At 72.1% G+C, this 26,543-nt stretch carries 26 protein-coding genes; 15 read left to right on the plus strand and 11 right to left on the minus strand.

From position 1 onward, the window contains the following. Window positions 1–15: 15 nt before the first annotated feature. From fbaA to amrb99_RS00885, 3 genes are all read left to right on the plus strand, one after another. Window positions 16–1,038: a class II fructose-bisphosphate aldolase gene (gene fbaA / locus amrb99_RS00875; RefSeq protein ID WP_190850822.1), complete on the plus strand. Its 1,023-nt coding sequence runs from the start codon at window positions 16–18 to the stop codon at window positions 1,036–1,038. Window positions 1,039–1,280: 242 nt separating this feature from the next. Then, window positions 1,281–1,730, plus strand: a complete 450-nt coding sequence (locus amrb99_RS00880; RefSeq protein ID WP_190850824.1) for a winged helix-turn-helix transcriptional regulator — start codon at window positions 1,281–1,283, stop codon at window positions 1,728–1,730. 80 nt (window positions 1,731–1,810) lie between these two features. Next, a complete protein-coding gene (locus amrb99_RS00885) occupies window positions 1,811–2,320 on the plus strand; it encodes a GNAT family N-acetyltransferase (RefSeq protein ID WP_241755110.1) in 510 nt (169 codons plus the stop codon). 19 nt (window positions 2,321–2,339) lie between these two features. On the opposite strand, the gene amrb99_RS00890 is transcribed toward amrb99_RS00885, so the two are convergent. Further along, a complete protein-coding gene (locus amrb99_RS00890; RefSeq protein WP_190850829.1) occupies window positions 2,340–2,870 on the minus strand; it encodes a hypothetical protein in 531 nt (176 codons plus the stop codon). Between the two features lie 202 nt (window positions 2,871–3,072). After that, the gene (locus amrb99_RS00895) at window positions 3,073–3,348 is read right to left on the minus strand and encodes a helix-hairpin-helix domain-containing protein (RefSeq protein WP_190850832.1); all 276 of its coding nucleotides are present in this window, start codon (window positions 3,346–3,348) and stop codon (window positions 3,073–3,075) included. A 165-nt stretch (window positions 3,349–3,513) separates the two neighbouring features. Here amrb99_RS00895 and amrb99_RS00900 point away from each other — a divergent pair, with 165 nt between their 5' ends. From amrb99_RS00900 to amrb99_RS00920, 5 genes are all read left to right on the plus strand, one after another. Then, window positions 3,514–4,701 (plus strand): hypothetical protein, encoded by a 1,188-nt coding sequence (locus amrb99_RS00900; protein ID WP_190850834.1) that lies wholly within the window; start codon window positions 3,514–3,516, stop codon window positions 4,699–4,701. Window positions 4,702–4,763: 62 nt separating this feature from the next. Then, window positions 4,764–5,183, plus strand: a complete 420-nt coding sequence (locus amrb99_RS00905; RefSeq protein WP_190850836.1) for a DUF3151 domain-containing protein — start codon at window positions 4,764–4,766, stop codon at window positions 5,181–5,183. 183 nt (window positions 5,184–5,366) lie between these two features. Then, complete coding sequence (locus amrb99_RS00910) at window positions 5,367–6,650, plus strand: adenylosuccinate synthase (RefSeq protein ID WP_190850839.1); 1,284 nt, start codon at window positions 5,367–5,369, stop codon at window positions 6,648–6,650. Window positions 6,651–6,725: 75 nt separating this feature from the next. Then, the gene (locus amrb99_RS00915; RefSeq protein ID WP_347256480.1) at window positions 6,726–7,622 is read left to right on the plus strand and encodes a glycerophosphodiester phosphodiesterase family protein; all 897 of its coding nucleotides are present in this window, start codon (window positions 6,726–6,728) and stop codon (window positions 7,620–7,622) included. A gap of 45 nt (window positions 7,623–7,667) precedes the next feature. Then, window positions 7,668–8,150 (plus strand): hypothetical protein, encoded by a 483-nt coding sequence (locus amrb99_RS00920; protein ID WP_190850842.1) that lies wholly within the window; start codon window positions 7,668–7,670, stop codon window positions 8,148–8,150. A gap of 39 nt (window positions 8,151–8,189) precedes the next feature. Here the strand turns inward: amrb99_RS00920 and amrb99_RS00925 are convergent, their stop codons facing one another. Further along, the gene (locus amrb99_RS00925) at window positions 8,190–9,290 is read right to left on the minus strand and encodes a magnesium and cobalt transport protein CorA (protein WP_190850844.1); all 1,101 of its coding nucleotides are present in this window, start codon (window positions 9,288–9,290) and stop codon (window positions 8,190–8,192) included. A gap of 447 nt (window positions 9,291–9,737) precedes the next feature. Here amrb99_RS00925 and purD point away from each other — a divergent pair, with 447 nt between their 5' ends. From purD to amrb99_RS00940, 3 genes are read left to right on the plus strand one after another with little or no spacing between them, the layout of a single operon-like run. Next, window positions 9,738–10,985, plus strand: coding sequence for a phosphoribosylamine--glycine ligase (gene purD / locus amrb99_RS00930; protein ID WP_190850847.1), 1,248 nt, complete (start codon window positions 9,738–9,740; stop codon window positions 10,983–10,985). 43 nt (window positions 10,986–11,028) lie between these two features. Continuing rightward, the gene (purB, locus tag amrb99_RS00935) at window positions 11,029–12,339 is read left to right on the plus strand and encodes an adenylosuccinate lyase (protein WP_190850849.1); all 1,311 of its coding nucleotides are present in this window, start codon (window positions 11,029–11,031) and stop codon (window positions 12,337–12,339) included. 20 nt (window positions 12,340–12,359) lie between these two features. Continuing rightward, entirely contained in the window at window positions 12,360–13,145 is a 786-nt protein-coding gene (locus tag amrb99_RS00940; protein ID WP_190850851.1) for an MOSC N-terminal beta barrel domain-containing protein, read from the plus strand. Between the two features lie 34 nt (window positions 13,146–13,179). Here amrb99_RS00940 and amrb99_RS00945 read toward each other — a convergent pair whose 3' ends face one another. Then, the gene (locus tag amrb99_RS00945) at window positions 13,180–14,223 is read right to left on the minus strand and encodes a suppressor of fused domain protein (protein WP_190850853.1); all 1,044 of its coding nucleotides are present in this window, start codon (window positions 14,221–14,223) and stop codon (window positions 13,180–13,182) included. Window positions 14,224–14,495: 272 nt separating this feature from the next. Here amrb99_RS00945 and murA point away from each other — a divergent pair, with 272 nt between their 5' ends. The 3 genes from murA to amrb99_RS00960 all read left to right on the plus strand — a co-directional run bounded on the left by murA (window position 14,496) and on the right by amrb99_RS00960 (window position 18,503). After that, entirely contained in the window at window positions 14,496–15,782 is a 1,287-nt protein-coding gene (gene murA / locus amrb99_RS00950; RefSeq protein ID WP_190851343.1) for a UDP-N-acetylglucosamine 1-carboxyvinyltransferase, read from the plus strand. 778 nt (window positions 15,783–16,560) lie between these two features. Beyond that, entirely contained in the window at window positions 16,561–17,889 is a 1,329-nt protein-coding gene (locus amrb99_RS00955) for a transcriptional regulator (protein ID WP_190850855.1), read from the plus strand. A 230-nt stretch (window positions 17,890–18,119) separates the two neighbouring features. Next, window positions 18,120–18,503 carry a DUF4185 domain-containing protein gene (locus amrb99_RS00960; protein WP_347256494.1) on the plus strand — a complete coding sequence of 128 codons (384 nt, stop codon included), beginning with the start codon at window positions 18,120–18,122 and terminating at the stop codon, window positions 18,501–18,503. A 48-nt stretch (window positions 18,504–18,551) separates the two neighbouring features. Here amrb99_RS00960 and amrb99_RS00965 read toward each other — a convergent pair whose 3' ends face one another. From amrb99_RS00965 to amrb99_RS00975, 3 genes are all read right to left on the minus strand, one after another. Further along, window positions 18,552–19,466, minus strand: coding sequence for an LLM class flavin-dependent oxidoreductase (locus amrb99_RS00965; protein ID WP_190850859.1), 915 nt, complete (start codon window positions 19,464–19,466; stop codon window positions 18,552–18,554). Between the two features lie 52 nt (window positions 19,467–19,518). Then, the gene (locus tag amrb99_RS00970) at window positions 19,519–20,616 is read right to left on the minus strand and encodes an FAD-dependent oxidoreductase (RefSeq protein WP_190850862.1); all 1,098 of its coding nucleotides are present in this window, start codon (window positions 20,614–20,616) and stop codon (window positions 19,519–19,521) included. A gap of 102 nt (window positions 20,617–20,718) precedes the next feature. After that, on the minus strand, window positions 20,719–21,201 hold the full coding sequence (locus amrb99_RS00975) for a MarR family transcriptional regulator (RefSeq protein ID WP_190850864.1): 483 nt from the start codon (window positions 21,199–21,201) through the stop codon (window positions 20,719–20,721). An 862-nt stretch (window positions 21,202–22,063) separates the two neighbouring features. Between amrb99_RS00975 and amrb99_RS00980 the strand changes: the two genes are divergently transcribed. Then, window positions 22,064–22,693 carry a hypothetical protein gene (locus amrb99_RS00980; protein ID WP_190850866.1) on the plus strand — a complete coding sequence of 210 codons (630 nt, stop codon included), beginning with the start codon at window positions 22,064–22,066 and terminating at the stop codon, window positions 22,691–22,693. A 74-nt stretch (window positions 22,694–22,767) separates the two neighbouring features. Here the strand turns inward: amrb99_RS00980 and hisC are convergent, their stop codons facing one another. From hisC to amrb99_RS01000, 4 genes are all read right to left on the minus strand, one after another. Further along, window positions 22,768–23,847, minus strand: a complete 1,080-nt coding sequence (gene hisC / locus amrb99_RS00985; RefSeq protein ID WP_190850876.1) for a histidinol-phosphate transaminase — start codon at window positions 23,845–23,847, stop codon at window positions 22,768–22,770. Window positions 23,848–23,933: 86 nt separating this feature from the next. After that, window positions 23,934–24,221 (minus strand): DUF6401 family natural product biosynthesis protein, encoded by a 288-nt coding sequence (locus amrb99_RS00990; RefSeq protein WP_190850881.1) that lies wholly within the window; start codon window positions 24,219–24,221, stop codon window positions 23,934–23,936. Window positions 24,222–24,317: 96 nt separating this feature from the next. Next, window positions 24,318–24,992, minus strand: a complete 675-nt coding sequence (locus tag amrb99_RS00995) for an NUDIX domain-containing protein (RefSeq protein WP_151543091.1) — start codon at window positions 24,990–24,992, stop codon at window positions 24,318–24,320. A gap of 109 nt (window positions 24,993–25,101) precedes the next feature. Then, the gene (locus amrb99_RS01000) at window positions 25,102–26,460 is read right to left on the minus strand and encodes a flotillin family protein (RefSeq protein ID WP_190850885.1); all 1,359 of its coding nucleotides are present in this window, start codon (window positions 26,458–26,460) and stop codon (window positions 25,102–25,104) included. Window positions 26,461–26,543: the final 83 nt, after the last annotated feature.

Consider the following 26,543-nt stretch of genomic DNA (forward strand, 5'->3'; position numbering starts at 1 on the left):
GAAAGGACGCTGACAATGCCCATCGCAACGCCCGAGGTCTACGCGGAGATGCTCGACAAGGCCAAGCGCGACGGCTTCGCCTTCCCCGCCATCAACGTGACGTCGAGCCAGACGCTGAACGCGGCGCTGCGCGGCTTCGCGGAGGCGGAGAGCGACGGCATCGTGCAGGTCTCCACCGGGGGCGCCGAGTACCTGTCCGGGTCCACCGTCAAGGACATGGTCGTGGGCGCCAGCGCCCTCGCCGAGTACGCGCGCGTCGTCGCCGCCAAGTACCCGGTGAACATCGCGCTGCACACCGACCACTGCCCGAAGGACAAGCTGGACGGCTTCATGCGTCCGCTGATCAAGATCTCGCAGGAGCGGGTCGCGCGCGGCGAGGAGCCGCTGTTCCAGTCGCACATGTGGGACGGCTCCGCCGTCGAGCTGCACGAGAACCTCGACATCGCCGCCGGGCTCCTGGAGGAGTGCGCGAAGGCGCGCATCATCATGGAGATGGAGATCGGCGTCGTCGGCGGCGAGGAGGACGGCGTCGCCAACGAGATCAACGAGAAGCTGTACACCACCCCCGGCGACGCGATCGCGACCGCCGAGGCCGTCGGCGTCGGCGAGAAGGGCCGCTACATCCTGGCCGCGACGTTCGGCAACGTGCACGGCGTGTACAAGCCGGGCTCGGTGAAGCTGCGTCCCGAGGTGCTCAAGGAGATCCAGGACGCGGTCGGCGCCAAGTACGGCAAGGACAAGCCGTTCGACCTGGTGTTCCACGGCGGCTCCGGCTCCAGCCTCGACGAGATCCGCGAGGCGGTGTCGTACGGCGTCGTGAAGATGAACATCGACACCGACACCCAGTACGCGTTCACCCGCCCGGTCGCCGACCACATGCTCCGCAACTACGACGGCGTCCTGAAGGTGGACGGCGAGGTCGGCAACAAGAAGCAGTACGACCCGCGCTCGTGGGGCAAGGCCGCGGAGGCCGCGATGGCCGCCCGCATCGTCGAGGCCGCCGAGAACCTCCAGTCGGCGGGCAAGAAGCTCAGCTAGCCCAGGGGGGCGACCCCCTGGAACCCCCGTCACGGTCGTGAGGCCGTTTCCCCGCTCCGCTGGCGCTCCGCGGCGAAACGGCCTCACGACCGTCGGGCGGGCCCGCTGCGCTCGCTGCACTCGCTCCGCGTGCCCGCCCGTGGCCGGGGTTGAGGTCCGGTCTTCCGGAAGGGGGCGCGACCGGCTCCTCCGTGGGGAGATCGGCGCGCGTTTTGTGATGAAACTTCGGTAGTCTCGGTGGTGTGGCGCTGCCCCGCACCTACGAGAGCCAGAACTGCTCGATCGCCCGCGCGCTGGAGGTCGTCGGCGACCGCTGGACGCTGCTGGTGATCCGCAGCGCGTTCGAGGGCGTCCGCCGCTTCGACGACTTCCAGGACGCGCTCGGCGTGGCCCGCAACGTCCTCACCGACCGGCTGACCCGGCTGTGCGACGAGGGGATCATGCGCCGCGTCCCGTACCAGGAGCGGCCCGAGCGCCACGAGTACCGGCTCACCCGCAAGGGCGTCGAACTGTGGCCGGCGATGATGACCCTGCTGATGTGGGGCGACCGCCACTACGCCCCCGACGGGCCACCGGTGATCGTCGGGCACCGCGGCTGCGACGGCACCCTAACCGCCCGCTTTACCTGCGACTCCTGCGGCGCCGCCCTGGGCCCCGGGGACGTCGACCCGCGGCCCGGCCCCGGCGCCTAGCGGATCCCGACGAAGAATCGGCCGGCCGTTCATCGGAATGTTGGTTGCTTGACGAAACCCTCTGCGCTCCAATGGGTTTCATGAAGCAACCCATTGGGCGCACCGCCGCGCCCGCGCTGGAGGACGTGCGGATCCGGCCGTACGGGGTCACCGACCACGACCGGCTCGTCCGGATGTCCGACCGGCTCTCCGGCAGCAGCCTCTACACGCGGTTCTTCTCCGGCACGCCGCGCATCCCGGACTACTACGTCGCCGCCATGGACCGCCTCGACCACTGGGACCGCGACGCCCTGGTGGCACTGGTCGGCGGGGAGATGGCGGGGATCGCGGAGTACGTCCGGGACGCACGGGAGCCGTTCCGGGCGGAGATCGCGGTGCTGGTCGCCGATCCGTGGCAGCGCCGCGGCCTCGGCAGCCGCCTCATCGGCTACCTGACGCACCTCGCCGCGCGGCGCGGCATCACCGAGTTCGGCGCCGACGTCATCCTCACCAACCGGGACGCCCTGCTGTTCATCCGGCACGGGTGGCCCGCCGCCCGCTCGCGCATGGAAGAGGGCGCCGCCCGGTTCCGCCTGCCCCTCCGCTCGTGATCCCCGGCGTCCGGGACGGTCACGACCGGTGCAGGCTGCCGTCGATCAACTGGCCGTCGGCCCCCAGCGCCCGGTAGCGCAGCACGTCCGACTGGAGGACGAAGAGCCCGTCACCGCTGACGCAGGCACCGCTCTTAACCTCGATATGGACCTTGATGGACATCGCCTGCGGCTCGGTGAGCGTCACGTCCGACCGGCATCCGGCGATCGGGATCTGGAACGACCCGATGTACCCGCCGGTCGCCCCCTGCTGGACGTAGAGGCCCACGTCGACGGTGGCGCCGTTGCTCACCGCGGTCCCCTGCCATGATCCGAGGAACGCCGGCGGGACGTCCTTCGCCGCACCGTCCGGCCCGCTCGGCGGCGTCGCCCCCGCCACCTGCTGTCCTCCGGCGGGCACGGTCGGCGACGGCGTGGGCTGCGGCGGCCGCAGCAGCCCGAACCCGCCCGTCACCACGGCGCCGCACACGGCGGCGATGACGGCCCCCGTCGCGGTGACGATCGCCGCGATGATCGTTGGTGATCGGTTACCTGGGTCGTGTGTGTTCATGGCACCAGCCGCTCGACGTCGACTCCGGACCGCACACACCCTCACTCGTTCATCCGCCGCCCGGCCGTGCGCGTTACGCACAGGACCGATCGCCGGCCGTGCGGATGGACCGCTCGCGCGCCGAAGGGGGCGCCGCCCGGCTCCGCCTCCCCTTACCCCCGTCTGTGGCCGTAGCGCGGCTCTGAGAGCCGGACGGGGCACGTCAGGACTCGTCGCCCCCGGCCAGGATGCGCCGGCGCTCGGGCGTGTAGTGCCACCAGGGGCGGCCGGGGCCGCCCTCGGCCTGCTCCACGGCGGACATGACGGTGTCCAGCAGGCACGGGTCGAGGCGCTCCCCGTACGCGGCCGACATCCGCTCGTAGAGCTCGACCGGGTCCCGGCCGGCCAGCTGCTCGACGCGGGTGATGCCGATGCGCTCGAAGTAGCGGGCCACCGCCCGTCCCACGTTGACCAGTCCGGTGAGGTCTGAGTCGGTCACGCCGTCCCCCTGCCGTCTTCGCGCTCTCCTTGCAGGTCAGCGTAGGCACGCCCGGCCCGGCGGCGCTTGCAGGAATCGGACGTTCCATATGAACAATCATGTCTGTATGATCGGGGACGCCTCCCGCCGCCGTCCGAGGGGAAACGAGGCCGTCCCATGCCCAGCATGATCACTCGACGAGGCCGCACGGCGGGCGGCGCGCTCGCCGGGACCGTCGCCGCGCTGGCCCTGGCCGCGGCGCCGGCGCACGCCGACGACGCGACCCCGTACGCGCTGCCGCCGCTGGTCGCGGCGGGCGCCGCGCACGACCGGGACCTCGCCGCCGAGGTGGCCTACTGGACGACCGACCGGATCGCGCGCATCGGCTTCAACGACGACTCCGGCAACGAGAACGGGCAGGGCGCCGACGCGTACGCGCCGGCCGGCGGCTGGGACACCCTCAGCGCCCCCTGGAGTTCCGGAGGGCTGATCTCCCGGACCGCCGGCAAGCTGCTCGTGCACTTCCACAACACGGGCAACGCCTCCGACACGCTGAGCACCTCGTGCTCCGCCAACGTGGTCACCAGCGCCAATCAGAGCGTCATCACCGCCGCGGGCCACTGCTTCCGCGTCGACTCCAACGTCGGCCTGACCGGGACGTACGAGGCCGACAACGCGGTCTTCATCCCCGGCTTCAACGGCGCGTCCCTGGCGCGCTACGTCCCCGGCAGCACGCCGGGGACCACAGCGCCTGGCCCGGCCGTCGCCCCCTACGGGGTATGGGGCGTGACCCGGGCATGGGTCACCTACGACTGGCACGTGCACTCCAACTGGACCCTGGGCAGCGACGTCGGCATGGCCGTGGTCGCCAAGCCGGGCGAGTCCCGGCCGATCGGCCAGGTGGTCGGCGCGCAGAACATCGCGTTCGGCGTCAGCGGCAACCCCAAGGAGCTGTACCAGTTCGGCTACCCGACCGATAACGTCCGCAACTGGTACTGGGGCAAGAACAACGACGGCACCAACGCGAGCTACGGCGTGCCCGCATCCCAGCGGCGAGGCTTTGACGGGCGCACCATGATGTACGCCCACAACAGCACCACGATCGACGACGCGCAGCTCGGGAACATGGGCCACGACATGGCCTCGGCCATGTCGCCCGGCTCCAGCGGCGGCCCGTGGCTCACCGGCTTCGACCCCGCCACCGGCACCGGCACCCAGATCGCCGTCACCTCCCGGTTCACCAACCCCACCGGCGACGCCCCCTGGTACCCGTGGGTCGCGCCCTCGTGGCAGGTCGGCCCCTGGTCGGCCGGGCAGGGGTTCGGCGTGCAGAGCAAGGCCGTCTACGACCTCGCACAGGCGGCGACACCGTGACGAGGCGGCCGGGGAACACCGCCGTGACCCGGGTTGAAGCGGACCGGGCGCGTCGACTTACGATGACCCGCATGACCCAGAACCTGCTCGGCGGCCCGCCACCAACGGAACTGCCGGACAACACCGAGGCCCGTGAGGCGCTGGACAACGGCGTCGACCCGTTCGAGGTCGCCGCGCGCCACCCCGACTACCCGGGCGCCTGGGCCGAACTGGCCGACCGCGCCTTCGCCAAGGGCAGCGTGATCGACTCCTACGCGTTCGCCCGCACCGGCTACCACCGCGGGCTGGACCAGCTGCGCCGGGCCGGGTGGAAGGGCCACGGCCCGATCCCCTGGGAGCACGAGGCCAACCGCGGCTTCCTGCGCGCCCTGCACGCGCTGTCCCGCGCGGCCGCCGCCATCGGCGAGGAGGACGAGGCCGAACGCTGCCGCGCGTTCCTGCGCGACAGCAGCGCCACCGCCGCCGACGCCCTCGCCGGCTGACCGCTTTCCGGACGCGCCGCCGGGGGTCCGTCCCCCGTACGGTGCACCGACCCACGCGTCGCACGCGTACCCGGCCGATGAGGTGCGGTTTCTTTAACGGCCGGGTACGGGTACGCTTTGATCGCAAGAGGCCCCTTCGCGCTTGCGGCGACCGGGGCCTTCGTCGTGGGAAGGAAAAGTGGCATGCCTGCCATCGTTCTTGTCGGTGCCCAGTGGGGAGATGAGGGCAAGGGCAAGGCAACAGACCTGCTCGGGGGCGACGTCGACTACGTCGTCCGCTACCAGGGCGGCAACAACGCCGGCCACACGGTCGTCATCGGGGACAAGAGCTACGCGCTGCACCTGCTGCCGTCCGGGGTCCTGTCGCCGGACGTCGTCCCGGTGATCGGCAACGGCGTGGTCATCGACCCGGCCGTCCTGCTGCAGGAGATCGACGGGCTGCGGGAGCGCGGGATCGGCTGCGAACGGCTGCTGATCTCGGCGGACGCGCACCTGATCATGCCGCACCACCGGGCCCTCGACAAGGTCACCGAGCGGTACCTCGGCAAGGCGCGGATCGGCACCACCGGCCGCGGCATCGGCCCGGCCTACGCCGACAAGATCAACCGGATGGGCATCCGGGTGCAGGACCTGTTCGACCCGAACATCCTCACCCAGAAGCTCGACCTGTCGCTGCGCGAGAAGAACCAGGTCCTCACCAAGGTCTACAACCGGCGCCGGATCGAGACCGGCCCGATCGTCCAGGAGTACCTGGCCTACGGCGAGCGCATCAGGCCGTTCGTCGCCGACACCACCCTCGTGCTGAACAAGGCCCTCGACGACGGCAAGGTCGTGCTGCTGGAGGGCGCGCAGGGCACGCTGCTGGACATCGACCACGGCACCTACCCGTTCGTGACGTCGTCCAGCCCCACCGCGGGCGGCGCGTGCGCCGGCTCCGGCGTCGGCCCCACGAAGATCACCCGCGTGATCGGCATCCTCAAGGCCTACACCACCCGCGTCGGCTCCGGGCCGTTCCCCACCGAGCTGCTGGACGAGTGGGGCGAGTTCCTCCGCAAGACCGGCGGCGAGTACGGCGTCACCACCGGACGCGACCGGCGCTGCGGCTGGTTCGACGCGGTGATCGCCCGCTACGCGTCCCGGGTGAACGGCATCACCGACTTCTTCCTCACGAAGCTGGACGTCCTGTCCGGGCTGGAGCGCGTCCCGGTGTGCGTCGCCTACGACGTGGACGGCGAGCGCGTCGACGAGCTGCCCGCCACCCAGACCGACTTCCACCACGCCAAGCCGATCCTGGAGTACCTGGACGGCTGGCAGGAGGACATCACCGGCGCGAAGTCCTTCGACGACCTGCCGAAGAACGCGCAGGCGTACGTCCGGGCGCTGGAGGAGATGTCGGGCGCGCAGATCTCCGCGATCGGCGTCGGCCCCGGCCGCGACCAGACGCTCTCCCTCCGCCCCCTGGTGTAACAGCTGACGCGCCGTTCCCCCCGTTCTCACCGGACCTCCACCTGGGGTTCGGCGACGACCGGTACCGTTCCCCCGGTGGTCGGGATCGGGGAGACCGTCGAACTGCACGGTCATCGGGGGGCGCGCGGGCTGCGCCCGGAGAACACGCTGCCGGGCTTCGCGCACGCCGCCGAGCTGGGCGTGGACGTCATCGAGCTGGACGTCGGCCTGTCCGCGGACGGCGTCGTCGTCCTCGGCCACGACCAGGTGCTGTCCCCGGCGAACCTCGCCGACACGGCGCCCGCCCAGCCGGACGACCCCGCGTTCCCCTACGTCGGCAAGCCGGTCAGGGAGCTGACGCTCGCGCAGCTCAAGACGGTGGACGCGGGCGTCCGGCAGCGCGACGACGCGTTCGCGCGGACCCAGCGCCCGCTGCCCGGCACCCCGATCCCCACGCTGGCGGAGGCGTGCGCGCTCCTCGCGCCCACGCACGTCGGCCTCGCCGTCGAGCTGAAGACCGACCCCGGCTGGACGGACGAGGAGATCGGGCTCTTCACCGCCGCCGTCGCCGGGGTCCTCGCCGCCGCCGGGATGACGGACCGCAGCCGGCTCCTCGCCTTCGACTGGCGCGTCCTGGTGGAGGCCCACCGCAACCACCCGGGGCTCCGCCGCACCGCGCTGATCGAACGCAAGACGCTCGTGCCGGGCACCCGCTGGCTCGCCGGCCTGCCGCCGGACGACCCGGTCGCGGCCGCCGCCGCGATCGGCGCGACCGCCCTGTCCCCCGAGCACGCCATCACCACGCCCGGCCTGGTCGAGGACGCCCACGCCCTCGCCCTCCCCGTCGCCGTCTGGACGGTCAACGCCCCCGCGGACATGGCCCGCTTCATCACGTACGGCGCCGACGCGATCGTCACCGACTACCCCGACCGCTTCGCCCGCGCAGCGCCCCGCCCCTCCGCGACCGCCCGCGCTGACAGATCCGACGGATAATTCGTCACTCCCACCGACCTGCCGGGCTACGCGCTCCAGGTAGTGGTGCTGGGCCCTGACGACGTTCCCGCGATCAGCGACGCCGCCGAGGCCGCGGCCCATCCCGAAGTGGCCGTGCTGTCGGTGCTGGTGCACCGGGAGCGGAAGGTGGCCGAAGCGTTCGTCGACGGCCTGCATCTCATGCCGAGTGATCACGCACCGCAGTACTATGAACACGCATACAGCATGGCCCCGCCACCAGTACGTCGCACCTTGGAGGAACTCATGGCCTCGACCGCGTGGCCGGTCCACAGCCCCTTCGCCCGCGAACACTTCGGCCGCGGGAAGAACGAAGGGCTCGTCGAGGGACTCTCGAAGGGCAAGGCGGAGGGCGAGGCCGAGGCCCTGCTGCTCATGCTGGACGCACGTGGCATGCACGTTCCCGATTCCGTCCGCGAGCGCATCATCCGCTGCGCCGACACCCACGTGCTCGAGAAGTGGATCCGGCGCGCCGCAGTGATCGAGAAGGTCGAGGACCTGTTCGATTGACGCCCCGACCGGTGTCCCAGGGGGGCGCCCCCCTGGGAATCACAGCCAGCCGTTGCGGCGGAAGCCTCGGTAGAGGGTGAGGCAGATGAAGGCGATGACGCCAACGATCATCGGGTAGCCGTAGTGCCACTTCGTCTCGGGCATGAAGTCGAAGTTCATCCCGTAGACGCCGGTGATCGCGGTGGGCACCATGAAGATCGCGCCCCATGCCGAGATCTTGCGCATGTCCTTGTTGTCGGTGACCGTCACCTGGGTCATGTGCGCCTGGAGGATCGGGTTCAGCAGCTCGTCGTAGGCCTCGACCTGCTCGCGGACGCGGGTGAGGTGGTCCTCGACGTCGCGGAGGTACTCCTTGATCTCGGCGGGCACGAAGCGCCGGCCGGACAGGTTGCGCAGCGGGCCGGCGAGCGGGCCGACGGCGCGCTTGAGCTGGATGACCTCGCGCTTGAGGCGGTAGATGCGGCGGGCCTCGTCGGTGCGCTCCGGCGAGAACACGGCCTCCTCGACCTCGTCGATGTCCTCCTGGACGGCGTCGGCGACGCAGACGTAGCCGTCCACGACGCGGTCGGCGACGGCGTGCAGGACGGCGGCGGGCCCCATGGCGAGGCGGGCCGGGTCCTTCTCGAGCAGGCGGCGGACGGGGCCGAGCTCGCCGTGGGTGCCGTGCCGGACCGTCACCACGAAGTCCGGGCCGCAGAAGATCATGATCTCGCCGGTCTCGACGACCTCGGCCTCGTCCGGGCCGCTGGAGACGTACCCGACCGTCTTCATCACCACGAAGTGGACGTCGTCGTAGCGCTCCAGCTTGGGCCGCTGGTGGGCGTGGATGGCGTCCTCGACGGCGAGCGGGTGCAGGCCGAAGACCTCGGCGAGCTCCGTCAGTTCCGTGGCCGACGGCTCGTGCAGCCCCACCCAGACGAAGCCGGCGCTGTCGCCGTCGGGGGTGAGGCGGCCGTCGCGGATCAGGCGGACGGCGTCCTCGACGGTGGCGGTGGACGCGCGGTGGCCGTCGATGTAGGCGGCCCAGTCGATGACGGCGGAATCGCGGGCACGCCCCTGTACCCGTGCACCGTGCGCGCGCCCGCGGGCCTTGAACAGCGACTTGGTGGCGCGCGCAGGACGGACTCGTGTCATGGCCATGAGGTGCTCCTAACCCGCCGGCCACGCACGCAGGGGCGCGCTCTACCCGTTCCGCATCGGCGGGGCCCGCTCAGCGGGACCGCGTCAGCGAGGGGAGCGCGCGAGGGCGATGGCCGGACGCCAGATGGAGGCGGACGGATGGACAGTCCAGTCCGGACTGTGAGGGTTCTCTGGCGAACTGCAAGTATCACCAGGACTCATCCCGACCACCTCCTTTCACCCACCTCGACCACGGGGCGTCAAGCCCGTCGCAGCTTACCAGCCGATATATAGGACGCCGGGCCGTTCGGTGAGGTTCACAAGGGGCGCGTGTGACGGCCGCCTCATCCGGGCCCGGCGGCGTCGGGGACGCCTGCCGGCACTGTCCATAACGCCTTGCCGCTCGGGCCTTATGCCCGCCTTCCCGCCGACCACACCGAACCGCCCGTACCAGTAAGCTCGCGTGACGTGCGAGTACTCGTCCTTGGATCGGGTGGCCGCGAGCATGCGCTCGTCCGCGCCCTGCACCGCGACCCTGCCGTGACCGCCCTCCACTGCGCCCCGGGCAACCCGGGCACGGCCGAGATCGCGGACAACCACCAGCTCGACCCCTGCGACCCGACGGCGGTGGTGGAGCTGGCCGGGCGGCTCGGCATCGAGCTGGTCGTCGTCGGCCCCGAGGCGGTGCTGGTGGCGGGCGTCGGCGACGCGGTGCGCCGGGCCGGCATCCCGTGCTTCGGCCCCGACAAGGAGGCCGCGCGGATCGAGGGGTCCAAGGCGTTCGCCAAGGAGATCATGGCGGCGGCGGGGGTGCCGACCGCCGACTCCCGCGTCTGCGAGACCACCGTGCAGGTGGAGGAGGCGCTCGACGCGTTCGGGCCGCCGTACGTGGTGAAGGACGACGGGCTCGCCGCCGGCAAGGGCGTCGTCGTCACCCTCGACCGGGACGTCGCCGCCGCGCACGCCGCCGCGTGCGGCCGCGTGGTCATCGAGGAGTACCTCGACGGCCCCGAGGTGTCGCTGTTCGCGCTGTGCGACGGCCAGCACGCCGTCCCGCTGCTGCCCGCCCAGGACTTCAAGCGCGCCCACGACGGCGACGAGGGCCCCAACACCGGCGGGATGGGCGCCTACACGCCGCTGCCGTGGGCTCCGGACGACCTGGTGGACGAGGTCATGTACCGGGTCGTCCAGCCCGTCCTGGACGAGCTGAGGCGCCGCGAGACGCCGTACGTGGGGGTGCTGTACGCGGGTCTCGCGATCACGTCCCAGGGCGTCCGGGTGATCGAGTTCAACGCGCGGTTCGGCGACCCGGAGACGCAGGTCGTGCTGGACCGGCTGGCGACGCCGCTCGGGGTGCTGCTCCAGTCCTGCGCGATCGGCGGCCTCGACCCGCGGGCGGAGCTGGAGTGGCGTCCGGGCTCCGCCGTCACGGTCGTCGTGGCGGCCGAGGGGTACCCGGCGGCGCCGGTGAAGGGCGGGGAGATCACCGGGCTGGACGAGGCCGCGGCGGTCGACGGCGCGTACGTGCTGCACGCCGGGACGAAGTACGGCGCGGACTGGCGGCTCGTCGCGGGCGGCGGGCGCGTCCTGAACGTCGTCGGCACCGGCCCTGACCTCGCCGCGGCCCGCGCCACCGCCTACGAGGCCGTCGCCCGGATCGGCCTGCCCGGCTCCCACCACCGCACCGACATCGCCCTCAAGGCCGCCCAAGGCTGACCCGCCCGGCCACCGCACCTACACGACCTGGGAGAATTCGAGCGTGATCGAGCGGTACACCCTTCCGGAGATGGGGCGCGTCTGGAGCGACGCGCACAAATACGAGCTGTGGTGCCAGGTCGAGACCCTGGTGGTCGAGGCCCACGCCGAGGCCGGCACGATCCCGCCGGAGGTGGTGGAGCCGGTGCGCAAGGCGCCGCCGCCGACGCCGGAGGCGGTGCACGAGATCGAGGCGGTCACCCAGCACGACGTGATCGCCTTCCTGTCGGCGTGGGCGGACAACACCGAGCCCCGCGAGGCGGCCCGGTACGTCCACTTCGGCATGACGTCGTCCGACCTGCTGGACACGGCGCTGGCGCTGCAGCTCGTCGAGGCGACGGACATCCTGCTGGCGAAGGCGGACGCGCTGGTCGCGACGCTGCGGGACCACGCGCTCGCGCACCGGGCGACGCTGCGGGTCGGCCGGACGCACGGCATCCACGGCGAGCCGGACGTGTGGGGGCACCGCGTCGCCGACTTCGCGTTCGCGATGGCCCGGTCCCGGGACCGGCTGCGCCGCGCCCGCGAGGCCGTCGGCGTGATGGCGATCTCCGGCGCGGTCGGGACGTACTCCAACATCGACCCGGCCGTCGAGCTGCACGTGGCGCGCAAGCTCGGGCTGAAGAGCGCGGACGTGTCGACGCAGGTCGTGATGCGCGACGGCATCTCCGAGTGGACGTCCACGCTGGCGATCATGGCGACGGTGTGCGAGGCGATCGCGCTGGAGGTCCGGCACGGGCAGCGCACCGAGGTCCGCGAGCTGTGGGAGCCGTTCGGCAAGGGCCAGAAGGGCTCGTCGGCGATGCCGCACAAGAAGAACCCGATCATCTCCGAGCGGCTCGCCGGGATGGCGCGGATCGTGCGCGCGCAGGTCGTCCCGGTGCTGGAGGGCATCCCGCTCTGGCACGAGCGCGACATCTCGCATTCCTCGACGGAGCGGATCGCGCTGCCGGACGCGTCGATCGCCCTCGACTACATGCTGAACCTGACGAACCGGCTGATGTCCGGGCTCATCGTGGACGAGGCGCGGATGACGGAGAACCTGGAGTCGACGGGCGGCCTGATCTACACCTCGACGGTGCTGCTGGAGCTGGTCGAGGCCGGGATGTCGCGCGACGACGAGGCGTACCCGCTGGTCCAGAAGGCCGCCATGGAGACGTGGGAGACGGGCGTCCCGTTCCGCGAGACGCTCCGCAAGCACGCCGCCGAGGCGGGCCTCGCGCTGGACGAGGCGCGGCTGGACGAGGTGTGCCGGCCCGAGCGGTTCGTGCAGCGCCTCGGCCCCGTCTTCGACCGCCTGGCCGCGCTGGCCTGACCCGATCCCTCGGAGCGACCGTGACGGCGATCCTGACCGAGCTGAACGCCTACCCGCTCAAGAGCGGCGGCGGCACCGCGCTGCGCACCGCCGAGCTGACCGCGCGGGGCCTCCCGTACGACCGGGAGTTCATGCTGGTCGCGCCGTCGGGCCGGTTCCTGTCGCAGCGGGACCTCGCCGGGATGGCGCTGCTGCGCCCGTCCTTCGACGGCGAGGTCCTCACCGTCGAGGCGCCCGGCGGCGCTCGGTTCGTCCACAAGGCGGTGGACGAGGGCGAGGTGCGCGAGGTGACCGTCCACCGGCACGAGGCCAGGGGCGTCGACCAGGGCGACGAGGCCGCCGCCTGGTTCTCGGCGCTGCTGGACGCCGACTGCCGGCTGGTCCGCTTCACCGGGCACCGGGCGACGTCGCGGGGCGGCGGCGAGGTGATGTTCGCCGACGGCTACCCGCTGCTGGTCATCTCCGCCGAGTCCCTCGCCGACCTGAACGCGCGGCTGGACGAGCCGCTGCCGATGAACCGGTTCCGTCCGAGCCTGGTCGTCGAGGGGCTCGGCGCGTACGCGGAGGACGCCGTGCGGCTGCTGCGCGTCGGCGGGACCGTCATCGAGATGGTCAAGGCGTGCGCGCGGTGCGTCATCACCACCACCGACCAGGAGACCGGCGAGCGGGGGCGCGAGCCGCTGCGGACGCTGGCGTCCTACCGGACCATCGACCGCGGCATCCGGTTCGGCCAGAACGCCGTCCCCCGCGAGCTGGGCACCCTGACGGTCGGCGACGAGGTGGAGGTCCTGGAAGCCGCCCGCTGAGGGGTCGGCCGCTGAGGGGGTCGGCCGGCGCGGGTCAGCCGACGACTTCGCCGGTCTCGTTGCCGAAGCGGTCGCGCATGCGGGTCGGGACGATCTCGACCGTCAGCCCCGGCAGCGACGCGATCGGGGTGGTACCGGCGACCGGGCGGAGCGCGGCGACGAACTCGTCCAGGCCCTCGGGCGGGATGCTCACGTCGAGGCGCCCGTCCTCGGGTTCCACGACCGCGTACGCGCCGGCGGGCTGGAACACCATCCGGGTGTCCTCGGTCTGCAGGAGCAGCGTGCGGCCGAAGGGGAGCCGCCCTTGGAGCGACTGCGCGATCGCCTCCGCCTGCAGCGCGCCGATCCGCAGGGTCGCGGACGCGCCGTCCAGGTCCCAGTGCGCCGTGGTCACGTACAGGGCGCCGCTGCTCGACCCGTCGCGCGCGATGCCCTCGCGGACGGCGCGGGCCAGCTCCGGGACGGCGAGGAGTGAGCGCCGGTCGATGTCGGTGACGAACAGCGGCAGGTGCGGCTCGACCGCCCGCAGGAACGACGTGGCGTCCCACTGCCGGACCGCCTCGTACTCCTCCGACGCGAGCCCGACCACCTGCAGGAACCGCACCCGGCCGTGCGGCGTGCCGATCTCGCCCAGCTCCGGGTCGGTGACGAACGCGACGGCGCGGATCTCCGAGTCCTCGCGGTCGGCGGCGATCGGCCCGTTGACGTTCATGTGGTGCCCGGGCTCGAACCAGTTGCCCGAGCTGAACACGTACCGGCCGAGGTTCTGCAGCAGGTTGGCCGCCCAGACCGGCGGCTCGGCCTCCGCCGGGTCGCGGGCGAGCCGGAACGTGAACTCGAATCCCCAGCCGGACTCGTCCGGGTCGGCCGACTCCTTGCTGTACAACTCGGACATTCCGTACGAAATGAAATGCCAGTGCGGGACGGGCTCCGTCCGGGCGTAGACGCTGATCCCGTCGAGCGGATCCGGGCCGCCCAGCGCCCACTTGACCAGGGTGCCCAAGTGGTACGGCTCGGCGTCCCCGTAGAGGGGCCGCAGCGCGGCGTCGATGGCGTCCCAACCCGGCGACTCGTCCATGGATGATCACCCTAGACCCGCCGGCCCGCACCCGTCCGCCGGACGCCTCAGCTCGGATTTTCCTCGGGAATGCGAACCTTTGGGCCGCTCTGGGGGTCTCACCAAGCAGACTGGCGCAAGGGTGGCGCATGCGGACACCCCACCCCCGGGCCGGTGGTTTACTGGGGGCGCGTTGGCGCAGCGGGACCGATCGGCGCGCCCGGCCCCCGTGGTCCCACCTTCATCGGGCAGGCACCTTAACCGCGTTTCAAAGGAGATATGGCGGAATGAGCATGGGCCACGAGGTTCGGTATCGCGTGCGCGGCGGCCGGCAGCTGCACGGCACCGTCTTCGTCCAGGGCGCCAAGAACGCCGTCCTGCCGATGATCGGTGCTTCGCTGATGGCCTCCCGCGGACGCACGGTGCTGCGGAACGTTCCGATCATCGAGGATGTACGCCGGGCGGTGGAGCTCGCCCGGGCCGTCGGCGCCAAGGCCGAGCTGCACGAGACCGAACGCACTCTCGTGATCGACGCCTCCTCGCTCAGCAGCCCGGTGCTGCCCGCCGAGATCGCCTCCCGCTTCCGCGGCTCGTTCCTGTTCGTGCCGGCGCTGCTGCACCGGCTCGGCGAGGCGGTCATCGAGGGCGTCGGCGGCTGCAATCTCGGCAGCCGCAACCTGGACTTCCACTACAACGGCTTCAAGCGGATGGGCGCCACTGTCACCGAGCACGTGGCCGACAACGGCGACGGCATCATCCACATCAAGGCCGGCGACCTGCGCGGCGGCACGCTGTACTGCGACACCCCGTCGCACACCGGCACCGAGAACCTGATCATGGCGGCCGCGCTGGCGCACGGCACCACGCTGATCAAGAACGCGGCGCTGGAGCCGGAGGTCCTCGACAACATCGCGATCCTGCAGGCGATGGGCGCGAAGATCAGCGGCGGCGGCACCGGCTTCATCACCGTCGAGGGCGTCGACGAACTGACCGCCGTCGAGCACACCGTCATGCCGGACCGGATCGACGCCGGCGTCTTCGTGATGGCCGCCGCGATCACCGGCGGCGACCTGAACCTCGTCGGCGCCACGCTGGAGCACCTCGGCGTCGCCGCCGACAAGCTCGAGCAGATGGGCGTGGAGTTCCACCAGCAGGGCGCGGTGCTCCAGGTCCGCCGCCAGCGCACGCTCCGCCCGATCAACGTGATCACCGACGAGTACCCGGGCTTCGCCACCGACCTGCAGTCGCCGATCATGGCGCTGTCCTGCCTGGCCGAGGGCCCCTCCTACATCTACGAGCGGATCTTCGACGGCCGGTTCAAGCTGGCCGACGAGCTGCGCAAGATGGGCGCCGACATCGAGGTGGACGGCAACCGCGCCAAGGTCAACGGACCGCGCGGGCTGCGCGGCGCCGAGGTGGAGGCGCACGACCTGCGCTGCGGCAGCGCGCTGGTGCTCGCGGGCCTGGCCGCCGAGGGCGAGACGACGATCACCTCCGCCTACTACCTGGACCGCGGTCACGCGCACACCGCCGAGCGCCTCTCGCAGCTGGGCGCCGACATCGTCCGCGAAGCGGACTGACCGGACCCCTTAACGACTCCGGAACCGGCCCGGCGGGATGATCCCGCCGGGCCGGTCTGCTGCTGACTGACTGGTCATTTTCGTCCGGTCCAATCGGCCGCATGTGGCCTTCGCTCTGACCCAATCGCGAGTGGTTCCTTACCGGCGTTGTCACAGCGGGCCGGGAAACGATGGGGACCAGTCGTCACCGGATGGTCACGCAAAGTCGGCGCACGGCGCCGCACCAGCGCGGACGGGCGGGTTCCTGACCAGCGGGGAAATCTGTATGGAACGATCCAAAAACGCCCCTTCCGGGGACGGTGAAAAATCACCGGGACGGCCCCTCCGGGCCGCCCGGACGGATCACTCGTCTTTCCCGGGCCGCCGGCAACGGGTTGATCGAGTTTCGGCCCGCGCGTAAACCAAACGGCCACCGCAGGGGTCTTCTCAGTGCGCGTCAGCGCCCGGAGGTGGGCCTCCTGGCGTTTTCGGGTCTTGTTTTTCAACTTCGGACGTCCGAAGATGCAGGATCAAGACTGACCGATTGGTGACAAATTACTGACCAGGGGGTCGCGTAGGTTACTTTTTCGCCGCACTCTTGATTCGATTTCGCGTCTGGGCGTCACACATCGCCGCCCTGACCCGATCTGCCCACTGAGGAACGAATCGCACGGGAACTGCGGTGCAGGGTCAGAAGGCAGGGGCGACAAGCCATGAGACGACCGTTGGGCGGAGCGTGCGCGAACGCGTGGCCGGGGCCGTGCCCCCGAGAGGATGGACCGGAAGCGAGCGATCATCGATGACGGCGGCACGAACGGGCTCGGTCACGCCCGATCTCACCATCGGCGTGGTGGGCCCCCATGACCTCGTCGAACGGGTCATGCTGATGGGCCACGGCCCCACGCCGGTGCCGAGCCGGCTGGTGGCCGCCGCCTACCGCGACGAGCAGGAGGCGGCCGACAAGGTCGTCCGGCTGGGGTCGGGGGTGGACGTCTGCCTGTTCGCCAGCCCGGTCCCCTACGACTTCGCGCGCAAGGCCGGCGTGCTCACGATGCCCGCCACCTACGTCCCGCTGAACGGCGCGGCGTTACAGGGGGCGCTGCTGCGCGCCTCCCTCGACGAGCGCTTCGACCCGTCCCGGGTGAGCATCGACGTGCTCGGCCGCGCCGAGGTCGAGGAGGCCTACGCCGAGATCAACCTCGGCACCGAGCAGGTCCACCTGCGCGAGGAGGCCGCCGGCCCCGGCACGCTCGCCGCCTTCCACGAGCGGCTGTGGCGGCGCGGCGCGACGACCGTCGCGATGACCTGCGTGCACGCCACCGCCGAGCGGATGGAGATGGCGGGGGTGCCGACCATCCGGGTCCGCCCGACCGGCGCGTCCATCCGCAGCTCCCTGCAGACCGCCGCGCTCCTCGGCGCCCACCACCGGCTGGAGGAGTCGCAGCTCGTCGTCGTGCTGGTGGACGTGCCGACCCTGCGCGAGACCCCGCGCCGCGTCACCCCCCGCTACTGGCGGGACGAGCTGAAGCTCGCGCTGCACCGCGTGCTGCTCCAGGAGGCGCACCGGATGAACGCGTCGGTGTGGCCGCTGGACGACCACAGCTACCTCGTCATCGCGACGCGCGGGTCCGTCACCGCGTCCACCGAGGGCTTCCGGACGCCGCCGTTCGTCGAGCGGGTCCGCGAGGAGCTCGGCCTCGCGATCGAGGTCGGCATCGGGATGGGGCGCACCGCGCACGAGGCGGAGAACCACGCCCGCGCCGCGCTCGCCCGGTCGCAGAGCTCCCAGCGCGCGCAGGGCTTCGCGCTCGACCGGGACGGCCGCGCGCTCGTCCCGGCGCCGCGCACCCCGCCGCGCAGCCAGCCGCAGGCCAAGCCGAAGGGCCTGGAGATCCTCGCGCGGCTCGCCGACAAGCTCGGCGACCAGGAGCAGCCGCTGATCGTGGACGCCGAGAACGCCGGGAAGATGCTCGGGGTCACGCCGCGCACCGCCCGCCGGCTGCTGCGCACCCTCGTCGAGGAGGGCCTCGCCTGGCCGCTCCCCCCGAACCGCACCCCGCAGCCCGGCCGTCCCCGCCAGCTCTACCGCCTGATCGTCGAGAAGCTCGGCCCGGCGAAGACCGGCTGACCCGCCCGGCCTGCCGCGCGCCCCGCCCGCCCCATCCGGGCCCGGGCCATGGGCCGCCGGAGCCCGTCCACCGGACGTCACGCCCTGGCGTCCGGCGCCTGCGTGCTGTAAAACAGACATCGGTGTTCTTTTGATCCGGCGCCCGCAACGCTCCCACCCCGCCCCCGGGCGGCGGCGCCGGGGACGGCTCCCGGCACCCCGATCTGGAAGGCGGCGGCGATGGCAGGTTCATCGGACGGCGACAGCGCGGCGACCGGGACGGCGGCTGGCGCTGGGGCGCGCCCCCGACGACGGTCATGGCCGGCCGCCGGTACGGCGAGATCTGCTTCCGCGCGATGGACGGCAAGTACGTCCTCACCTGGCTGGACGCCGCGACGGCGACGATCCGGGCGATGGTCTTCCCGCTCCCGACCTCGGACCTGACCCGGACGCTGGAGCAGACGATGATCGTCAACGGCCCGGCGCAGGCGCAGGTGGGCAACGTCGTCACCGCCCCGTACGGCGGGTTCGTCGTCCCCGGCTCGACGTTCGGCGACTTCCACATCATCGTCAGCCAGTGGTACGACCCGACGAACTACCGGTTCATGCAGTACCGGGTGTACATGCTGTCCTAGGCGGGGTGCTGTGCCGGGCGCCGTCCCGCGGGCGGCGCCCGGCGGCCCTCAACCGCGCTCCTTGGCGACCGCCTCGCGGACCGCCGGGACGACCTCCTCCGCCCAGCGGCCGAGGGAGACCTCGTCCTGGGTGCCGCCCTTGGGAGAGAACAGGATGAAACCGGACGCGCCGTGCTCCAGCACCGCGCCGGTCAGCTCCTCGACCCACTGGCCGGCCGACCCGCCGATCCAGCGCCCGTCGCCGTCGCGGGTGGCGGCGAGCGGCCGGTCGGTGATGCGTCCGGGCAGGTTGAAGACCGTGCGGACCGCGGCCGGGTCGCGTCCCGCGGCGGCGGCCGCCTCGTCGATGACCGGGCGCGACGTCCGGTACCGCTCGCTGAGCCAGTCCGCCGCGTGGCCCGGGATCCAGCCGTCGGCGACCCGGCCGGTGGCGGCCAGCGACCGCCGGCCCACCGAGCCCGTCCAGACCGGCGGCGCGTCCACCGGTGCCGGCTCGATCTCGGTCACCCGGTAGTGCCGCCCCTCGTGGGTGACCGGCTCGCCGCCACCGGAGAGCTCCCTGACCAGCACGATCGCCTCCTCGAAGGCGTCGACGGCGTCGGCGGGCGCGAGCCGCAGGACGCCCATGTCGGCGATCCGGTCCCACAGCCCGCCCGCGCCCATGCCGAGCACGACGCGCCCGCCGGACAGCGCGGACAGCGTCGTCACCGCCCGCGCGAGCATCGGCGCCGGGCGGGTCGGCAGGTTCGTGACGTTGGCGAACCCGGCGATGCGGTCCGTCCGGCCGAGGAGGAACCCGATGGTGGCGTAGGCGTCCAGGCGCGCGCCGATGTAGGGGTGGTCGGAGAGCGAGAAGATGTCCAGCCCGTCGCGGTCGGCGCGCTGGACCTTGCGCATGAGCGCCGGCCCCTCGTCGATGGTGCTGTGCGCGCCGAAACCGAAGACGACTTCCTGTGCGGACATGGCTCCGCCTTTCGTTTCGATGGGATCCGGGACGCCGCTGGGGCGTTCGCTTTCAGGCGGTGGGCCCGAACTGGGCGACGAATCGGCCGGTGAACAGGTCCGTTCCCTTGTACTCGGCGACCATCGCGGGCGACGCGGCGGTCGGGCCGTCCGGGGTCGGCAGCTGCCCGACACCGCCGCGCGTGCCGAGCGGGAGCAGCATCATCGGGTACGGCTGCGGCCGGTAGACGGCCGTGGGCCGCTCGCCGTTCAGCTGAGCCTTGATGTTCTCGACGACGACCTCGGCGTGCCGCGTCGCCCACCCGGCCATCTTGGCCTCCGCGACGTCGGTGATGTCGCCGACCGCGTAGACGTGGTCGTGCCCGGCGACGTTGAGGGACTCGGTGACGCCGACCCGGCCCAGCGCGTCCGGGGTCGTGAGCCGCCCGTCGGCGAGGTAGTCGCTGTTGGTCCGCACGCCGTAGGCGCGGAACCAGATGTCGGCCGTGATCTCCTCGCCCCCGGTGGTGGCGGCGGTGAAGGTGCCGGCCCGGCCGGGTTCGGTGGCCGGCGGCGCGGCGAGGGCGGTGCCGAGCCGCACCTCGATGCCCCGCTCGTCGAGCTGGCGCCGCAGGTCGGCGACCACCGCGGGCTCGAAGCCGGGCAGCAGGCCGGCGGCCGGGTCGACGACGGTGACCCGCTTGTCCGGCCAGACCTCCTTGATCTCCCCGGCCAGCTCCAGCCCGACCGGCCCGGCGCCGAGGATCAGCACCCGGCCGGCGCCCCGCAGCTCCTTGTGGGTCCGGCGGAGATCGTCGAGCGCCTCGTCGACGGTGTCGGAGCCGGGCTTGGCGGGATAGGCGTAGCTGGAGCCGGTGGCCAGGACCAGGTAGTCGGCGTCGACACGGCCGCCGGACGCGAGGGTGACGCCGCGGGGGTCGACGGAGGCCGCGCGGTCGCGGACCAGCCGGCCGCCCTCGGTGAGCAGCGTCGCATAGGGGAAGAACATGTTGGCGGCCCACTCGGGCCTGGTGAGCGCGCGCAGCGACGCGGCCGCGTTGACGAACGCGTCGCGCGGATCGATGAGGACGACGTCGGCCTCCGCCTGCAACGCCTTGGCGACCGACGCGCCGCCGTACCCTCCGCCGATGACCGCGACCGTACGACCCATGGTGACACCACTCCCGCAAGAAAGGTTCAGTTCGTAGTACGAACAGTAGCAGTTCGTACTACGAACAACAACCTCGCCGGTGCGGGAGGCGATTCCCCGGCGTCAGCGCGGGCGGTCGGCGGCGGCCTCCTCGTCCGGCTCCTGGAAGACCATCGGGACCTCGTTGTCCAGCACGACGCGGCCGAGCAGCCCGGCGAGCGCGTCCCGCTCCCCGGCGCTCAGACCGCCCGCCAGATCGTCGATCCGCTTGCAGGTCTCGGTGTAGAACGCGTCGACGAGCTCGGCGCCCCGGGCGGTCAGCGCGACCCGCACCGCCCGCGTGTCCCGGGGATCCGGCTCGCGCCGCACCAGCCCGTTGCGCTCGGTGCGGTCCACCAGCCCGGTGAGGCTCGACTTCGCCAGCCCCAGCGTCGCGCCCAGCTCGCCCATGCCGTACGACCGTCCCATCAGCACGCAGAGGAGCTGCCCCTGCTGCTGGGTCAGCCCGTACTCCCGGGCCGACGCCGCGTACACCGCGTCCACGAGGAACGAGGACCGCACGAGCGCGGCCACGACCCCGATCCGGCCGTCATCTTCTTTGACCACGGGGCCAGGTTAACACCGGACACCCTCTATAATTCGCGCAGCGAACTGCTTCGCCGGCGCCCCCGCGCCGGGCCGGGGCGGCCGGGCCGAGGCGGCCGGGCCGAGGCGGCCGCCCCGGCACTCCGCGCACCCGCCCCGCTTCGCCGCAGGCTCCCTTCGCGCTTCGCCGGAGGCGCCCCGTCGCGCGGGCGGTTCGCACCCGCCCGACCTCAAGATCATTTTCGGTCGTCCGATTTCCGGGGCCGCGCATTGCGGCGAGATCGGACGGCGCCGCCCGGAAACGAGTTTCCGGGCGGCCGGATCAAATGCGCCGCGAATGGCCTTGACCGATCACCTTTCGCCCTTCATGATGGCGGTCACGTGAGGCATCATCGCTGATCCCGGCCGCATGCCCGGCCGGATTCCTCGGCGCTGGGCGCGTGCCCCCGTACCGGTTCACCCCTTTCCGGATCCGTGGAGCGCGCCGTGCACCCGACAAGCCCGATCGCCATGGCCGGCGCGTCGCGCCTGCCGGCGGTCCGCGCCGGTCCGGCTCTCCCGCGGGCCTCAGCAGGGCAGACCGCCTCCCGTCCCGAACGCCCCGGCCGCGGTGCCCCGGGCGGCCGCGAGCCGCCCGGGCGGCGACCGGCCCTCACCGCCCCTCCCTGAACCCCACCCCGCCCCTTTCGAACCCCGCCAATTCCTCCCTGCGCACGCGCCATTCACCGGGCGCGCACTTTCGCATGCACAAATGCGCCAATTAGCCTTCCGGTCTAATAGAAACCAGGAAGTGTCTCAATCCGGCCACCCTCTTGAATTCGCCCGGCGGAGATGTGCTTAATCCCGGTACCACCCCCTTGACACCTCGCGAAGGGAGCCACAGGTGTCACGTGTTCGAAAGCTCGCAGTCGCAGGGGCCGCATCGGCCTCGGTGCTCGCCCTGGCGGTCGCGCCGGCATCCGCCGCGACCACCACGATCCACAGCGGCAGCCAGACCGGCCCCCTCTACTCCGGCGGCGTCGTCGCGACCAACCTCGGCAACGTCTCGGTCGTCACGTCGCTCAGCAACGCCACCTGCACGTCCGCGATCCAGAACGGCACGATCAACTCCGACGGCACCGCCCTGAACGTCACGTCGGCGTCGTTCACCGGCTGCACCAGCAGCCTCGGCACCGTGACCGTGACCGCCCAGAACCTGCCCTGGACCGGCGGCTCCGTCGTCTACGCCCCCGTCTCCGGCGGCAGGGACGGCACCATCACCGTCGCCCACTACACCGTCGGCGCCACCGTCTTCGGACTCAGCTGCGTCTACTCCGGGACCCTCACCGGCGACGGCTTCAACCCGAACAACGCCAACCGGCCCGACACCTCCGTCGCCCAGGCCCAGGCCAAGATCACCAATGGCACCGTGAGCAAGCTGAGCGGATCCGCGCTCTGCCCGGCCACGGCCACGGTGACCGCCGCCTTCAAGCTGGTCGGCAGCGGCGGCCAGCAGCTCTGGGCCGCGAGCTGACCCACGGCCGGGCCGTTCCGTCCCGCCGGGGCGGAACGGCCCGGTTCCGGGGCGCCGCGACCGGTGGCCGGGCGTCAGTTGCGGTGCGGGAACGCCTTCGCGACGGCCAGGAACGCGTCGTTCTCCTCCGGCGAGCCGATCGAGACGCGCGCGCCCTCCCCCTCGAACGGGCGGACGCTCACCCCCTGCGCGTCGCACGCCGCCGAGAAGTCCATCGTCCGCTCCCCGAGCCGCAGCCACACGAAGTTGGCCTCCGTGGGCGGGACCGTCCAGCCGTCCGCCAGCAGCGTCCCGCGGACCCGGTCGCGCTCCTTGACCGTCCGCTCGACCCGCTCCAGCAGCTCGTCCCTCGCCTCCAGCGACGCGATGCCCGCCGCCTGCGCCACGGAGTTCACGCTGAACGGCAGGAACGTCTTGCGGATCGCGCCCGCCACGATCGGGTGCGCCACCAGGTACCCGATCCGCAGCCCCGCCAGCCCGTACGCCTTCGAGAACGTCCGCAGGACCGCCAGGTTCGGCCGGTCGCCGTACATCGTGAGCCCGTCCGGGACCGCGTCGTCGCGGACGTACTCGCGGTACGCCTCGTCCAGCACGACCAGGCAGTCCTCCGGCACCCGGTCGAGGAACGCCTCGATCTCCGCGCGCGGCACCACGGTCCCGGTCGGGTTGTTCGGGTTGCAGAGGAACACCAGCCGGGTCTTCTCGGTGATCGCGTCGGCCATCGCCGGCAGGTCGTGCGTCTCGTCCTTCAGCGGCACCTGGACGCCCGTCGCGCCCGACAGCGACACCAGCAGCGGGTACGCCTCGAACGACCGCCACGCGTACACCACCTCGGTGCCCGGCTCGGCGACCGCCTCCAGCAGCATCTGGGTCATGCCGACCGACCCGCAGCCCACCGCGACGTGGTCTGGCGTCACGCCGCAGAACGCCGCGATCGCCTCCGTCAGCGCCGTCGCGTTGTTGTCGGGGTAGCGGTTGACGTTCCGCGCCGCCTCGGCGATCGCGTCCAGGACCGAAGGGAGCGGCCCCTCCGGCGACTCGTTGGACGAGAGCTTGAACGAGCGGCCTTCGGGCGACACCACGACCTTCCCGGGCTTGTAAGCCACGAACCGGTCGAGGACGGAGCGGAAGCGCGGAGTGGTTGCCTCGGACACCGTTGTCCTCCAGGTCTGCACAGGGGTGTTGGGGTCAAGCCTACGGAATGCGCCACGTCCCAGGCCAAAGCGGGACACGCCCCGGCTCAGGGGGCCGCGGCGTCCCGCATCATCCAGCACACCGCGACGATCCGGACGAACTCCCAGTCGCGGGTGCTGTCCGGCCACCAGCCGCGGTTGAACGCCTCCTCCGCGAACGACCGCAGGTAGCCCATCAGCTCGTCCTCGCCCGGCTCGCCCAGCTCGTCGCGCAGGCTCGCCACGTGCTGGTCGACCGCCGCCGCCAGCCCGGGGGACCCGGCCATCTCCGCGACGCCGGCCTCCCCGATGTCCCTGACGAGCAGGCCGAGCACTTCGGACGAGTCACCGTTCATAGGTCGCAAGCTAGCAATCCCGCCCGGATGCCCGCGACATCACCCCAGGTCAACGAGGCGATCTTTTACCCTCGCCGCCCTGGCCCCGGGGGACGGTCAGCCGCGGGGGCGCAGCATCGGGGGGCGCAGCTGCTCGGCGTCGCCGCGCCGGTACAGCCGCGCCGGGCGGCCGCCGTCGCGGGTCGTCGTCCGGTCGGTCGGGATCAGGAACCGGTCCGCGCCCGTCACCTTCCGGTGGAAGTTCCGCGGGTCCAGGACGGTGCCCCAGACGATCTCGTACACCCGGCGCAGCTCCGCGACCGTGAACTCGGGCGGGCAGAACGCCGCCGCGAGCGAGGTGTACTCCAGCTTCGCCCGCGCGCGCTCCATCCCGTCGCACAGGATCCGCCGGTGGTCGAACGCGGCCCGGTCGTTGTCGATCAGGTCGTCCACCGCCGTCCACAGCACCTGCGCCCGGCTGGAGGCGGGCAGGTCCGGGGCGAGGCCGAGGTAGGCGACGCTCACCACGCGCTGCCGCGGGTCCCGGTCCGGATACCCGTAGGTGGCGAGCTGCTCCAGGTGGATCCGGACGTCCGCGAGCCCGGCCCGCTCCGCCATCAGCCGGGACGCGGCGGCGGGCAGGTCCTCGTCGAGCTGGATGAACCCGCCGGGCAGCGACCACGCCCCGTCGTAGGGCGCCCGGTCCCGCCGCCACATCAGCGCGGACAGCCGCTGCTCCCGCACGGTGAGCACGACCAGATCGACGGAGACAGCGAGCCGCGGCACGGACATGGAGCGAGTCTATTGGGGCCCGGCGGGGGCGGCGGGCCCCTGCGGAAACGGCCGGTGCCCCGCCGCTCGGGCGGGACACCGGCCGCGTCGCCGGGACGGTCTTCGGGGGTCAGTCCTTGTCGGGGCCCTCCACGGGGCCGGCCGGGACGGCCGGGGCGGCGCCGTTGGCCGGGTTGCCGTTCTGTCCGTTCTGTCCGTTCTGGCCGTTCATGCCCGCCAGCAGCTGGCGGGCCACGCCGAGCCCGGTGCCGCCGAGCGTCAGCGCCTTGGCGAGCATGTCCTCGATGCCCTCCGCGCCGTTCAGCACCACCATGTTGTCGACGTTGCCGAACACGCCCGCGCCGGCCTGGACGATCTCCGGCCACTTCTCGGCGAGCTGCTGGGCGATGACCGCGTCGGTGTTCTGCGCCAGCGCGTCCGCGCGGGCCTTGATCGCCTCGGCCTCCGCGAGGCCCTTCTGCCGGGTCGCCTCGGCCTGCGCCTCACCGAGGAGGCGGGTCGCCTCGGCCTCCCGCTGCGCCTTCAGCTGCACCTCGGTGGCGGCGGCCTGCGCGTAGGAGATGCGCTCCTCCCGCTCGGCCTCGGCCAGCTTCACCTGCTCGTACGCGCGCGCGTCGGCCGGCTTGCGGACCTCGCTCTCCAGCCGCTTCTCGGTGCGCTCCGCCTCCAGTTCGGCGTTGCGGGTCTCCTTGAGGATGACCTCCTGGCGGGCCTGCTGCGCGGCCTGCTGCACCTGGCCCTCGTACTCCGCCTTCTTGATCTCGGTGTCCCGGATCACCGCGGCGTTCTCCCGCATGGCCTCCTGCTCCTTGCGGGTGGCCTCCTGGTCGCGCTCGGCCTCGGCGATGCGGGCCTCCGCGGCGACCCGCGCGGCGTGCGGGCGGCCCAGGTTGGTGATGTAGCCGGTCTCGTCGTCGATCTCCTGGATCTGCAGCGAGTCCACGACCAGGCCGAGCTTGCTCATCTCGTCGGCGGCCGAGCCGCGGGTCTCGGAGGTGAGCCGCTCGCGGTTGAGGATGAGGTCCTCGACGGTCAGGTTGCCGATGATCGAGCGGAGGTGGCCGGTGAACAGCTCGTGGATCGCGCCGTCCATCGACTTCTGCTGCTCCAGGAAGCGGCGCGCCGCGTTGGCGATCGACACGAAGTCGTCGCCGACCTTGTAGATCACGACGCCGCGGACCTTCACCGGGATGCCCTGCTGGGTCACGCAGTGCACCTCGAGGTTCGCGGCGCGGCTGTCGAGCCGGAGCCGGCGGGCCGTCTGGAAGCCCGGCAGCACCGAGGTGCCCTTCCCCGTGACGATCTTGAACCCGAGGCTCTCCACCCCGTCGATCGGCTTGGACCGGGCGCCCAGGCCGGAGATGATCAGGGCCTCGTTCGGCTCCGCGACCCGCCAGACCATCTTGAACAGCACGATCAACACGATGATGGCGACGACCACGGCGATCGCCACCGCGAAGATGGGCATGCGGCCTCCTCACTCTCGGCGGGCGGCCGGCCCGGTGGAGGCGGGTCCCGTCCGCGTTTTCCAGTAGACGCAGCGGACCCGCC

This window comes from Actinomadura sp. RB99 (assembly GCF_014706005.1).
GTDB lineage: Bacteria > Actinomycetota > Actinomycetes > Streptosporangiales > Streptosporangiaceae > Spirillospora.

Excerpts from the sequence above, each read along its gene's own strand:
- fbaA (WP_190850822.1), top strand. The coding sequence starts at position 16 with ATGCCCATCGCAACGCCCGAGGTCTACGCGGAGATGCTCGACAAGGCC.
- amrb99_RS00885 (WP_241755110.1), top strand. The coding sequence starts at position 1,811 with ATGAAGCAACCCATTGGGCGCACCGCCGCGCCCGCGCTGGAGGACGTG.
- amrb99_RS00890 (WP_190850829.1), bottom strand. The coding sequence starts at position 2,870 with ATGAACACACACGACCCAGGTAACCGATCACCAACGATCATCGCGGCG.
- amrb99_RS00900 (WP_190850834.1), top strand. The coding sequence starts at position 3,514 with ATGATCACTCGACGAGGCCGCACGGCGGGCGGCGCGCTCGCCGGGACC.
- amrb99_RS00905 (WP_190850836.1), top strand. The coding sequence starts at position 4,764 with ATGACCCGCATGACCCAGAACCTGCTCGGCGGCCCGCCACCAACGGAA.
- amrb99_RS00910 (WP_190850839.1), top strand. The coding sequence starts at position 5,367 with ATGCCTGCCATCGTTCTTGTCGGTGCCCAGTGGGGAGATGAGGGCAAG.
- amrb99_RS00925 (WP_190850844.1), bottom strand. The coding sequence starts at position 9,290 with ATGGCCATGACACGAGTCCGTCCTGCGCGCGCCACCAAGTCGCTGTTC.
- amrb99_RS00945 (WP_190850853.1), bottom strand. The coding sequence starts at position 14,223 with ATGGACGAGTCGCCGGGTTGGGACGCCATCGACGCCGCGCTGCGGCCC.
- murA (WP_190851343.1), top strand. The coding sequence starts at position 14,496 with ATGGGCCACGAGGTTCGGTATCGCGTGCGCGGCGGCCGGCAGCTGCAC.
- amrb99_RS00955 (WP_190850855.1), top strand. The coding sequence starts at position 16,561 with ATGACGGCGGCACGAACGGGCTCGGTCACGCCCGATCTCACCATCGGC.
- amrb99_RS00965 (WP_190850859.1), bottom strand. The coding sequence starts at position 19,466 with ATGTCCGCACAGGAAGTCGTCTTCGGTTTCGGCGCGCACAGCACCATC.
- amrb99_RS00970 (WP_190850862.1), bottom strand. The coding sequence starts at position 20,616 with ATGGGTCGTACGGTCGCGGTCATCGGCGGAGGGTACGGCGGCGCGTCG.
- amrb99_RS00990 (WP_190850881.1), bottom strand. The coding sequence starts at position 24,221 with ATGAACGGTGACTCGTCCGAAGTGCTCGGCCTGCTCGTCAGGGACATC.
- amrb99_RS00995 (WP_151543091.1), bottom strand. The coding sequence starts at position 24,992 with ATGTCCGTGCCGCGGCTCGCTGTCTCCGTCGATCTGGTCGTGCTCACC.
- amrb99_RS01000 (WP_190850885.1), bottom strand. The coding sequence starts at position 26,460 with ATGCCCATCTTCGCGGTGGCGATCGCCGTGGTCGTCGCCATCATCGTG.